This is a genomic window from Pseudodesulfovibrio tunisiensis (assembly GCF_022809775.1).
GTDB lineage: Bacteria > Desulfobacterota > Desulfovibrionia > Desulfovibrionales > Desulfovibrionaceae > Pseudodesulfovibrio > Pseudodesulfovibrio tunisiensis.
In genome coordinates, this window is sequence record NZ_CP094380.1 from 3,551,321 (window position 1) to 3,563,811 (window position 12,491).

Genomic DNA, 12,491 nt, shown 5'->3' on the forward strand with positions numbered 1-12,491 from the left:
GGAAATAGAGGTGAATCATGGCTCAAGCAAAGAAGAAAGCAACCGGATACGACAAGTATGTGGACTGGAAGCTGTTCATCATACCCGTGGTGCTGTTCACCATAATGGTCCTTCTTCCCACGCCGGACGGCATGAGGAAGGTTGGCATGCAGTACCAGGTCGGCCCCAGCGCCGTGACCGGGCTGATTACCGAGCAGCTTTTCAACAAGGATTCCTCCCAGGCCGAGCAGTGGGAGATTCTCACGGCCCGGATGATGGAACGCAACATGCGCATGGGCGCGCTCTCCAAGGAGCGTTTTCTCAAGCGTAACGAAAAGTGGTGCACAAAGTACAAGATTCCTGTTGATCAGGCCAACTTCAAGCAGGCAAGGGATTTCATCCAGCAGACCGTCAGCGCCGAGCGCTACAAGGAAGTCATGCAGAATGCATTCGACTATCGCATGAAGACGCTGGATTACGATGATCTCACTGCCAGAGACAAGAAAAAGGCCGACAAGGGCGCCTGGCACATCAAGGTCGCCATTGCCATGGTCGTCTTCGTTGTCTTCTGCTTCATGACGGAATGCATCCCGCTGCCGGGCGTGGCATTCTGCATCGGTCTGATCCTCGTCTTCTTCGGCGTCGTCACGCGACAACAGGTGGCCATGCTCTACTGGTCCGACGCATGCTGGTTCATCATGGGTTCACTCATGTTCGCCACTGCATTCGTCAAGACCGGTGTGGACAAGCGCATGTGCCTGCTCATGTTCAAGAAGCTGGCCGTGCCCAACGTGCGGTGGATCACGCTGATCTTCTTCATCGTGATCGCTCCGTTGGCCGCGTTCATCTCCGACCACGCCCTCGCCGCCATGTTCCTGCCCATCGGCATGCTGCTCTACCAGAACAGCCTGACCGAGGAAATCCCCGAGGACAAGGAACTTGCCAAGATGCTGATGATCACCATTGCCATGGCGTGCAACATCGGTGGTCCCGGCGCCCCGTCCGGCGGCGCACGCAACGTCATCATGATGACCTACCTGACCGACATGTTCGGTTTCGACATCGGCTACTTTCAGTGGGTTACCTACTGCATGCCCTTTGTCATCGTCATGATCCCCATCACCTGGATCGCCGTGAACATGCTGTTCAAGCCCAGAATCAAGTCCCTCGCTCCGGCCATGAAGCATCTGGAAAGCGAAATCGACAAGATGGGCAAGTGGAACAGAAACCAGATCTGGGCAGTCATCATCTTCGTCGTCATGGTCTGGGGATGGTTCACTGAAAAGATCTTCTTCAACATGGGCATCTACCCCGTCCGTCTCGGCATCGGCGTGATTGCGGTTGCCGGTGCTGTCGCCTACCTGCTGGCCGGTGTGGTCAACTGGCGCGACTATCAGGAAAAGGTGGACTGGGGTGTTGTGTGGCTGTACGCGGGCGCGATCATCTTCGGTCGTACCCTGGACTCCACGGGTGCAGCATACTGGCTCGCCAGTTCGGTTGTCGATCTCCTGGCCCCGCTGGGCATGGACCACGGCATCCCGCTGATGCTCACCTCCAACGGTCTTACCGCTGTGCTGACCAACCTCATGGCTGACGGTCCGGCCGCTGCGGCAGTCGGTCCCATCACCCTGAACATGGCTGGCATCGTGCATCCCGGCACCACCTTCCTGCCCTTCATGGCCATGGCCACGGCAGTGGCATCTTCCTTCGCCTACTGCCTCATCATCGGCACCCCGCCCAACGCCATTGTCTACGCTTCCGGTTATCTGGAGCCCAAGGACTACCTGCGTGTTGGCGTGCCCATGTGGTTCGTGGCGAACATCATGATCGTGGTGCTCACCGCCGTATACTGGAACATCAGAGGATTCTCCGGACTCCCCGGATTCTGACGAGACACATCCTCACTCACCTCCCCGGCGGTCCGCAAGGGCCGCCGGGCCATCCAAGGAGACAGGACATGAATGGCACAAGCAATGAAACCAACACCAGATTTTTCGAACACAAGAAAGGCGTGACCTATTTTTCCAAGCGAACCGAGCGGATCATCTGCTTTCTGCTGACCCTGTGCATGCTGTGCTGGGGCGTGGTGGAATCGTTGATCCAGTAGAAACCCGACGGGACAGGAGGGTTCAACATGAGTGCGGCAACCGAAACTGTGAAAAATCTCAATATCAAGGAATATTTCGAGATTCTGATCAATTTGATGCGACATCCAGCGGTGTTCTTTGCGGATGTGGCCGGGGAGACAGGCACGCGCAGGGCGTGGATGTTCCTGTTCATTTCGGCCCTGTTCTATGCCTCGGTCAGCATGAGCTATTTTTTCGAGAGTTCCTTGCAGATGGGCGTGGTCATGATGGCCAACGGCCTGCTCATGCCGCTGCTGGCAACCCTGTTCACCTACATTCTGGTGGGCATGTTTCACACCGAGCGGATCGAGTTCGCCAGAATTTTCAACATCTATGCCTATGCCACGGGCGCGATGATGGTCGTGTCCTGGATTCCCGGGCTGGCCATTGTGCTGGAACCGGTGCGGGCTCTGCTGGTGGGCGTGGGGCTGGTCAAGGCGTGCGGCCTCGGCAAGCTCAAGGCCGCGTCCATGGTCGTTGCCACCGCCTTTCTGCTGCTCATGTTTTTCTGGACCCTGGCTCCGGTGGTCATGGAGCTTCGCGCCCTCTTGGCCTGACGGCCGCCCCGGGGACCGGGGCATCCGGCCCCCGTTTACATAATCGCTGTCGGCTCAGGCAGCACCATTCCTGTCCCCGGGCCGGGGCCCGCACGCCTCGGCCCATCGGGACGGAACCCGGAGGATCGCCATGCGCAGGATACAGCTTCTTCTTGTCGACGACGAGAGTGACTTCCTCATCGCCTATGCACGCAGACTGGCGCGCCGCAATGTCGAGGTCAGCACGGCTCCCAGAGCCAGGGATGCGATCGAGGCCATCAAGGCCGCGCATTTCGATGTGGTGGTCATGGACGTGATGATGCCGGGCATGAGCGGCATCGAAGCACTCAAGACCATCAAGAAGATCGCCCCGGGTCTGCCAGTGATTCTGCTGACGGGACACGCCAATTCCGAAGCCGCGCTTCAGGGCATGGCATACGGCGCATTCGACTACATGCTCAAGCCCGTGGGAACCGACGAACTCTACTTCAAGATTCAGGAAGCCGTGCGCGCGGGCGTTGCGGGCGTGGCCTGACCCGGAGGCGGACATGATGATCCTGGACTCACTTCGCCCGGGACGCAGAACCGCATGCAGGGGCGACGAGGAGCGCATCCGGCAGTGCCGTGCGCGCTGCGAGAATTTCCGGCTGCTGCTTTCGGCCAATGCCGAGGCGCTGGATGCCATGGCCGACATGAACGACAGCCTGATCGGGGAGCGCCCCTTCGGCATGACCCAGGTGCGCTCCCATTGCGTCAAGGCCGCATCCGGAGTCAGTCGCATGATCGATCGGCTCTGCCGAATGGCCCCGGGCCGTCATGATGCACTCAAGGATGTCTTCAACCGCATCGTTCTGGAAATAAACGAGATCGTCAAACCAGTGGAGGGCCCCATTCACGGTCCCTTGTGCGTGCCGCTGTCCCGTGCCCGCAGACAGATGGCCGGCGACATCGGCCCCAAGATGGCCATGCTGGGAGAGGCGAGGCATCTACTGGGCGTGACCGTTCCTCAGGGGTTCGTGATCACGGCTGCCGCATTTCGGCGTTTTCTGCTTCAGAGCGGACTGCGCGACGAGATCGACCGCATGATTCAGGTTGCCGAGGCCGAGGAACTGGACGCCCTGTTCGCTCTGGAGTCCCGCATCAGCCGCCTCATTGCCGAGGCCCCGTTTCCGGACGGGCTGGAAGAGGCGGTCGCCGAGGAACTGGAACGGATGAATTCGGATGGATCACTCCGACTGGCCGTTCGCAGCAGTGCGGTTGGCGAGGACTTGCCGGGCATCAGTTTTGCCGGACAGTACAGGACCGTGCTGAACGTGGTCCCCTCCGAAGTGCTGGAAGCCTATCGCGAGGTCGTGGCCAGCATGTATTCGGTTTCGGCCATGACCTATCGGCTCAACCGGGGCATCGGCGGCGAGGAACTTGCCATGTGCGTGGGGTGCATGCGCATGGTACCGGCTCGTGCCGGTGGGGTGGCCTATTCCGTGGATCCCATGGACGCAACAGGACGCACCTTGTCCGTAAGTGCTGTCCCCGGGCTGCCGGTCGGCGTCGTGGACGGCAATGCCAGCCCGGATGTCTGGTCGCTGGATCGTGATTCCCTTGAAATCGTGTCCGGTTCGGTGCCGGAAAAGACCTGGAAATACGGACAGGCCGAAGGCGGAGGATTGGAGCGGGTTCCCGTGAACGGACATGGCTCCGCTTCCGTGCTTGGCCCCGAGGAGCTTGATCGACTGGCGCGACTGGTGCTTCGGCTCGAATCCGAGTTCGACGGCCCGCAGGATGTGGAATGGGCCGTGGCCGAGGACGGCGGGCTGATTCTTCTACAATGCCGTCCATTGGACAGGGAAGAGGACGCCTTTGTCGCCCCTCGGGGGGATGCGCAGCATCTGCTCCTTTCCGGCGGCATCCCGGCCAGCCCGGGCGTGGGCGCAGGCAGACCGTACGTGGTGGACAAGGACGCGGACATGCTCGGATTTCCGGATTGCGCGGTACTTGTGGCACGCAATGCCCGCCCCAGATTGGCCGCCATATTGCCAAAGGCGGCGGCATTCGTGGCGGAAAACGGCAGTGCCACAGGGCATCTGGCCAATGTGGCACGTGAGTTTTCCATTCCCGCCGTTGTCGGACTCAAGGGCGCGGTGGACATGCTGGCCGGTGTGGAGACCGTCACCGTGTCGGGCACGCATGGCGAAATATATTCCGGACGGAGGAGCGAGATGTTTCCGGATTCCGTGTGTCGGCTATCCGTCATGGAAGGCACGCCGGTCATGGAGAAGCTTCAGAAGGTCGTCCCCCTGGTCACGCCGCTCAATCTGCTGCATGCGGATGGTCCCGAATTCGCGCCGGAACATTGCCGGACACTGCATGATCTGACCCGCTACTGTCACGAAATGGGCGTGCGCGAAATGTTTCGCGGCAACGGCGACATGCCGCTGGGCAGGCGACTCGTGGCCGAACGGACCATGCAATACTGGATTGTTGATCTGGGCGAGGGCATTTCCCGGGATGCGGACCCGGAATCCGACACCGTGGACCTTGAGCATATCTGTTCCGACCCCATGCTTGCCCTGTGGCGCGGCATGACCGCGATGCCCTGGCAGGGACCGCCTGCGCCGGATGCGCGCGGGCTGGTCGATCTGTTCGGGCAGGCTGCGGCCAATCCCGCACTCTCTCCGGAATTGGGGAGTTCCATGGCGGATCGCAACTATTTCATGATCGACCGGCACTACTGCAATCTGCAATCCCGGTACGGATTTCATTTCAGTACGGTCGAGGGCCATGCCGGTCCGGACTCCGGCGAAAATTACGTGTTCTTTCAATTCAAGGGCGGGGCCGCGGCACAGGACCGACGCGAGCTTCGGGCCGAACTGATTCGGCGGGTGCTGGAACCGCTCGGATTCGTGACCGAGGTCCGGGGCGACGCCCTGTATGCTCGCATGGAAAACGAGGAAGCTTCCGTGGTGCTGGATGCCATGGTCGTGCTGGGGCATCTGGCCGTGCACACCCGGCAACTGGACATGGCCATGACCGGACCCGAGGTCGTGGACGCGTATCTCAAGCGAATCGAAACGGAAATCGAAACCTTTCTTCACCCGACTGGAAAGCCTGACAGCATTCCTCACCCTCATCCCCAAGGCCCCGGACGTTCCGGGGCCGACGGGGAGCCGGAATCCGGGGAGGATTCGCAATGACCATCGCCACGTATCGCAAGCTTCGCTGGAAGCTCATCGTCATCACGCTCTGCTTTTCGCTCATTCCTCTGCTGGCTCTCGGATATTTTCTGCACTCCGAATTCAGCGAGAGCTATACCACCAAGGTCGAGGACCATCTGCGCCTCATCGTGGCCAACAAGCGCGATGCCGTGGATGTGTTTCTGGCCGAGCGCGTGGTTCAGCTCAGGAATCTGGCGGGCACGCATACCTATGCCGAAATGACCGATCAGAAATATCTGGACTCCCTGCTCGACACGCTGCTCGGCACGTCCCGCTCCATCATTGATCTCGGCATCATCGACAGTTCCGGCAAGCAGGTCGCCTATGCCGGCCCCTATGAACTCAAGGGCCTCAACTACAAGGAACAGCCGTGGTTTCATCAGGTGCTGCTCAAGGGGCTGTACATCAGCAACGTGTTCATGGGGTTTCGGCAGTATCCGCATTTCATCATCGCGGTGACGCGACGCGAGGCCGGGCGGACATGGATTCTTCGCGCCACCATTGATTCGCATGTGTTTTCCACGCTGGTCCGCAGTCTGCAACTCGGCGAGGGCGGGGACGCCTATCTGGTGAACCGCGAAATGCAGTTGCAGACACCCTCCCGATTCCGGGGCAATGAATTGACCCGGGTTGATCTTCCCCTGCGTGACGTGGGCGGGGACGTGCGCGTCTTTCGCTGCAATACGCCCGAAGGCGAACGGGTTGCCGGAGCCACGCGGTTGCATCGCACGGATTGGGTGCTTGTGGTCACGGAAGACCCGCGCGAGGAACTGTCGCCGCTCATGCGTTCCCGGTCCATTGCCGGGCTGCTGTTCGGCGCGGGCGTGATCATGATTGCGGTCGGGGCGTTGCTGACCACGAATTCCGTGGTGCGCAAGCTGGTTCAGGCTGACCGGGAAAAGGCGGCCATGGACGCGGGCGTGCTTCAGTCCAGCAAGATGGCGTCTCTGGGCAAGATGGCTGCGGGCGTGGCGCATGAGATCAACAATCCCCTGTCCATCATCCGCGAGAGCGCGGGGTGGATACGCGATCTCATCAATGACGGCGAACTGGACGGATACGAGGCGCTGGACGAGTTGCAGGAGGCCGTGGGCGACATCGAACGCCATGTGGAGCGCGCCCGTCAGGTTACCCACCGCATGCTCGGATTCGCCCGGCGCATGGAGCCGTTGCAGGAAAACGTGGACCTCAACCATCTGGCGCGGGAAACCGCAAAGTTTCTGGACAACGAGGTACTGCACCGCAATATCGACGTGAAATTCGATCTGAACGACCTGCCCGAGATCACCACGGACGTGAATCAGGTGCAGCAGGTGATTCTGAATCTGCTGGAAAACGCCATCGACGCCATTGGGCAGGACGGCGTGATCACGGTTCGGTCCGCGACCGGGGATCAGGAAGTGCGGCTCTCCGTGGAGGATACCGGAACCGGCATTCCCAAGGAGTACCTGCACAAGGTGTTTGATCCGTTCTTCACCACAAAATCCGTGGGTGAAGGCACCGGGCTTGGTCTTTCCATCATCTACAGCACGCTCCGCAAGCTGGGCGGCGACATCACGGTGGAGAGCGAATTTGGCAAGGGAACCGTGTTCACGGTGCATCTGCCTGTTGGCGAGGCCGTGGCAAGGCATGAGGAGAGAGTGATATGATCCGGGTTCTAGCCGTTGACGATGAAAGGGATTTTCTGAAGCTCCTGCAAAAGCGTCTGGCCAAGCGCAATCTGGAGATTGCCGTGGCCCAGTCCGGGCGCGATGCCTTGGAATACATGTCCGCGAATCCCGTGGATGTGGTTGTTCTGGACGTGAAAATGCCGGGCATGAACGGTCTGGACGCGCTCCAGGAAATGAAGAAGCGGCACCCGGACGTGGAAGTCATCATGCTGACGGGCCACGGTTCCGTGAAGTCCGGGCTGGAAGGCATGAGCCGGGGCGCGTACGACTACGTGCTCAAGCCGTTCACCATAGACGACCTGCTGGAACGCATCCGGGCCGCCTTTGAACGGGTGCGGCGCAACCGGAGCGAGGTGTGGGGCGTGAGGCTCAACTCCACCAGAAACATGCTCATCGGGGGCAGCATCCTCCTGCCCCTGAGCTTTGCCGCCGCCGTGCTGATCATGCCCCGGCACCCCGTGCATGCGGCCGTGATCACGGCCGCGGCCGGGGTTGCGGTGTCATGGCTGCTCATGCGCGCCCAGGTTGATCTCGGCAATGCGGCCCGGGAGCGGGCCAGTCTGAACGAACAGCTCATCCGTTTCCAGAAGACCGTGTCCCTCGGCCAGCTTTCTGCGGGCATAGCCCACGAGATCAACAACCCCCTGAACATCATTCTGCAGGAAGTGGAGTATCTGGACGCGTATCTGGATGCCGTGGATCAGGATGAGCTTCGCGACGGCCTCAGACAGGTGCGCAAGCAGGTGGTGCGCTGTTCGGACATCACTCGCAGGCTTCTGGATTTCGCGCGGAGCCGGAAACCCGTGCTGCAGGAGGTCGATCTGAACAAGATGGTTTCGGACATGGTGCACCTCGTGCGGCGCGAGGTGTCGCCGGACGGTGTGGAGATCATCAACATTCTTGGTCGGGACATGCCCCGGCTCACGACCGACCCGCCCCTGCTGCGGCAGGCCCTGCTCAATCTGCTGGACAATGCCGTGCAGGCAGTGAGTCACGGTGGCGTGATTACCGTGGTGACCAGCAAGAGCCGCAACCATGCCTTTGTTCGCATCAAGGATTCCGGGCCGGGCATTTCCCGGGATGACCTGCCCAGAATATTCGATCCGTTTTTCACCACCCGCCCGCCGGGCGAGGGCACGGGACTCGGCCTTTCCATGTGCCGCAGGATACTCGGCCAACTCGGAGGGGACGTGTACGTGGATTCCAAGAACACACAGGGGGCCGTATTTACCGTGCGACTTCCCCTGAAGACCGAAGAGGTGGAACATGCAGCGCTTACCCAGGATTCTCGTGGTTGATGACGAGGCGCGTTTCAGGGAAAATCTGGTGCGCGCCCTGCACATCGAGGGCTTTGAGGCAGAGGGAGCGGAAAACGGGTTTCGCGCTTTGGAAAAGCTGATGCAGGATCCGTTCGACGTGGTTCTGCTGGACATGAAGATGCCCGAGCTTTCCGGCGAAGACACCCTGTTCTGCATCCGCGAGCGCGACCTGGACTGCGCCGTGATCTGCCTCTCCGGTCACGTGTCTCTGGATGACGCCACGGCCATGATCCGTCAGGGGGCTTTCGATTATCTGATCAAGCCCGCATCCCTGGAGGAGATCGTGGAAAAGGTGCGGCTCGCCCACGAGCGGCGGCTGGTGGAAAAGGGGGAAGCCGATGCCTCGGACATCGCCCCCGGCACGATCTGATACGCGGCCTCGGCCGAACGCCTGCCGCCACTGCATTCACTTTCACGCGATCACCAAGGAGTTTCAACGTGGTCAAGACGCTCAAGGAATCCTTCGGGGCCAACTTCCTCGGCAATGCCCCGGGCTGGTACAAAAGGGCCATACTCGCCTTTCTCGTCCTGAATCCCATCCTGCTGCATACCGTAGGGCCGTTCGTCACGGGCTGGGTGCTCATCGCCGAATTCATCTTCACTCTGGCCATGGCCCTCAAGTGCTATCCGCTTCCGGCTGGCGGCCTGCTCGCCATTGAGGCCGTGTTTCTGGGCATGACCACTCCCGCAGGGGTCTACCATGAAGCCCAGCACAACTTCGAGGTCATTCTGCTGCTCATCTTCATGGTGGCCGGCATTCATTTCATGAAGGATTTCCTTCAGTTCACCTTTACCCGCATTCTGGTGAAAGTGCGGTCCAAGATCATGATCTCCCTGCTGTTCAGCTTTGCGGGCGCATTTCTGTCCGCGTTTCTGGACGCGCTTACCGTCACGGCCGTGATCATCGCCGTGGCCTACGGATTCTACAATGTCTATCATCGCTATGCTTCGGGAAAGGCCATGGGAGGAACCCATGACCTGTGCAACGACGAACTGGTCAAGCAGAAGGATCGTGCAGATCTGGTCGAGTTTCGCGGCTTTCTCCGCAACCTCATGATGCACGGTGCAGTGGGTACGGCTCTTGGCGGGGTCTGCACTCTGGTGGGTGAACCGCAGAATCTGCTTATCGCTTCGGAAATGGGCTGGCATTTTGCGGATTTCTTCATTCAGGTTGCCCCCATCTCCATGCCTGTACTCGCGACCGGGCTGCTGACCTGCGTGGTGGTGGAAAAATTCCATCTGTTTTCCTATGGATACCAGATGCCGGGCAACATCCGGTCCCATCTGCTGGAGACCGCAACGGCGATGGAAGCCAAGCGCGGGCCGCAGGGCAGGGCTTCGCTCGTGGTGCAGGGATTGGCCGGTGTCTGGCTGGTCATCGCTCTGGCAATGCATCTGGCCGAGGTCGGGATCATCGGTCTGTCCGTGATCGTGCTGCTCACGGCCCTGACCGGCATCACCGAGGAAGGCCGCATCGGCCATGCGTTCGAAGAGGCGCTGCCGTTCACGGCCCTGCTCGTGGTCTTCTTTTCCATCGTGGCCGTGATTCACGACCAGCATCTGTTTCGTCCGGTCATCAACTACGTGCTCAACCTGACCGGGCAGACCCAGTTGGCGGCCTACTATCTGGCCAATGGCCTGCTTTCCATGATCTCGGACAACGTGTTCGTGGCCACGGTGTACATCTCGGAAACCAAGATGCATTTCGTGAACATGCTGGCTGCTGTTCCGGACATCGGCATGACCGGCCAACAGCTCATGGACAAGCTCACGGACCCGCATCTGAACCGCGCCGACGTGGTGGCAGGAATGCCGCAGGCCGCAGCAACGCAGGCCCTGAGCATCGTCGCCCATCTGGACAAGCTGGCCGTGGCCATCAATACGGGCACCAACATTCCGAGCGTGGCCACGCCGAACGGGCAGGCCGCGTTCCTGTTTCTGCTCACCTCGGCCCTGGCTCCGGTCATCCGGCTTTCCTACGGCCGCATGGTGCTGCAGGCCCTGCCCTATACGATAACCATGTCGCTGGCCGGACTTGTGGCTACATGGTACATGGAAGACATTATCCGATTCTTCGGAGGATAGCGCAACGCATCGCGCCGCGCCGGGGTTCCGGCGCGGCGCAAAGGGAGCTGAGACAATGACGGATTTCGCGTACGATTCCCTGGGCACCTGCTACTGGGACGGCAACGAGACCGGGTTCAACATAGGCATCGTAGGCAATCGGTCCGGATTCGACGCCATTCTCGACGTGATTTTCAACAATGCATTTCACGAGTTTTTTCCGGACATGCGGCTCGTGGCCCTGTCCGAACTGAATTTTCCCCTGCGGCCGCATCAGAATGTGACCGTGCCCGTGTACCGTTCGTGGCAGGCCATGCTGGACAAGCATCACGACATCAATCTGGTTGTGGAACTGACCGGAAGCCAGCGCAAGCTGACCAACATCCGGCGGAACCTGCCGGACGACGTGTCCCTGATGGATCATCGGGAGGTCGTGTTCTTCTGCGGCCTGCATGACATGGCGCTGGTCAAGGGGCATTTCCGGGACGACTCGGAACGGCAGCGCGTCCTGCTCAAGTCCATCATCGATGAAATCCGCGAGGACATTTTCCTGCTGGACAAGTCCGGCAACGTGGTGGACCTGAACCGGCCCGTGTGGCAGCGCGCGGGATTGCGGCGCAAGGATTTGCTCGGGCATCAGTGCTGGGAGGCGGCCCGGCTGCCGGACGGTTCCGCATTCTGCGACTGTCTGGTGCCTTCCTGTCCCTTCTATCGGACCCTTGCAAGCGAAACCAAGGACGAGGCCATGATGACCCGCGTGGATCGCAATGGCCAACTCCGCTACTACCGCATCTATTCCTATCCGCTTTTCGACATTCGGGGGCATATGACCCACGTGATGATCATGCATCGCGACATCACGGACCGCACCTATCGGGAAAAGCATCAGCAGAAGCGTGAACGTCTGGCCGTGGTCGGAGAAATGTCCACGTATCTTGCCCATGAAATTCGCAACCCCTTGTTCGCCATTGGCGGATTCGCCAATTCCCTGTTCAAGTCCAAAACCATATCGGACAAGGACAGGGAAAAGGCGGCGATTCTCGTGGAGGAGACCAAGCGTCTCGATACCATGCTTACCAGCATGCTCAAGTTCGTGCGGCCTACCGCGAGTGCGGATGAAGCCTCGGACCTGTGCGCCGTGCTCAAGGATACCATAGAACTCATGTCCATTGGTTACGCCGGGCAGGGCTATGAGTTCGAAGTCCACTGTTCGCAGGAAATGCCCAAGGTGGCCGGGAGCGCGGAAACCATCAAGCAGTGTCTGGTCAATCTGATCAAGAATGCTCTTGAGGCCATGCCGTCCGGCGGGATTGTCGAAGTGACCGCGGAATTGCGCGGCGATTCCGTTGCTCTGGCTGTTCATGATACCGGAACCGGCATGTCCGAAAAGGAAATGGATCGTGCGTTCAGCCCGTTCTTTTCCACCAAGAACGGAGGTAGCGGACTCGGGCTGGCCATGATCAAGAAGATCGTGGAGGAGCTGGGCGGTTCGGTCCGGCTGGAAAGTCGTCAGGGGCAGGGCACCACCGTGACTCTGCTTTTGCCGCCAGCCATGGCTTCCGTGGTTCGCAACGTGAACTGACGC

At 60.2% G+C, this 12,491-nt stretch carries 10 protein-coding genes; all 10 read left to right on the top strand.

Annotated elements, in window-relative coordinates:
• The first annotated feature begins 17 nt into the window (after positions 1-17).
• Positions 18-1,868: an SLC13 family permease gene (locus tag MPN23_RS16765; RefSeq protein WP_243545382.1), complete on the top strand. Its 1,851-nt coding sequence runs from the start codon at positions 18-20 to the stop codon at positions 1,866-1,868.
• Positions 1,869-1,936: 68 nt separating this feature from the next.
• Positions 1,937-2,086: a hypothetical protein gene (locus tag MPN23_RS16770; RefSeq protein ID WP_243545383.1), complete on the top strand. Its 150-nt coding sequence runs from the start codon at positions 1,937-1,939 to the stop codon at positions 2,084-2,086.
• Positions 2,087-2,113: 27 nt separating this feature from the next.
• Positions 2,114-2,662, top strand: coding sequence for a YIP1 family protein (locus MPN23_RS16775; RefSeq protein WP_243545384.1), 549 nt, complete (start codon positions 2,114-2,116; stop codon positions 2,660-2,662).
• Positions 2,663-2,792: 130 nt separating this feature from the next.
• Positions 2,793-3,176 carry a response regulator gene (locus tag MPN23_RS16780; RefSeq protein ID WP_243545385.1) on the top strand — a complete coding sequence of 128 codons (384 nt, stop codon included), beginning with the start codon at positions 2,793-2,795 and terminating at the stop codon, positions 3,174-3,176.
• Positions 3,177-3,189: 13 nt separating this feature from the next.
• Complete coding sequence (locus MPN23_RS16785; protein WP_243545386.1) at positions 3,190-5,832, top strand: PEP/pyruvate-binding domain-containing protein; 2,643 nt, start codon at positions 3,190-3,192, stop codon at positions 5,830-5,832.
• On the top strand, positions 5,829-7,502 hold the full coding sequence (locus MPN23_RS16790) for a sensor histidine kinase (protein WP_243545387.1): 1,674 nt from the start codon (positions 5,829-5,831) through the stop codon (positions 7,500-7,502). The genes MPN23_RS16785 and MPN23_RS16790 overlap by 4 nt, the downstream gene beginning before the upstream one ends.
• Entirely contained in the window at positions 7,499-8,821 is a 1,323-nt protein-coding gene (locus MPN23_RS17120; RefSeq protein ID WP_341540083.1) for a response regulator, read from the top strand. The genes MPN23_RS16790 and MPN23_RS17120 overlap by 4 nt, the downstream gene beginning before the upstream one ends.
• Positions 8,790-9,212, top strand: coding sequence for a response regulator (locus MPN23_RS16805; protein WP_243545388.1), 423 nt, complete (start codon positions 8,790-8,792; stop codon positions 9,210-9,212). Before MPN23_RS17120 ends, MPN23_RS16805 begins: the two co-directional genes overlap by 32 nt.
• A 68-nt stretch (positions 9,213-9,280) precedes the next feature.
• Positions 9,281-10,927 (top strand): sodium/proton antiporter NhaB, encoded by a 1,647-nt coding sequence (nhaB, locus tag MPN23_RS16810; protein ID WP_243545389.1) that lies wholly within the window; start codon positions 9,281-9,283, stop codon positions 10,925-10,927.
• Positions 10,928-10,982: 55 nt separating this feature from the next.
• Positions 10,983-12,488 carry a sensor histidine kinase gene (locus MPN23_RS16815; RefSeq protein WP_243545390.1) on the top strand — a complete coding sequence of 502 codons (1,506 nt, stop codon included), beginning with the start codon at positions 10,983-10,985 and terminating at the stop codon, positions 12,486-12,488.
• Positions 12,489-12,491 lie beyond the last annotated feature (3 nt).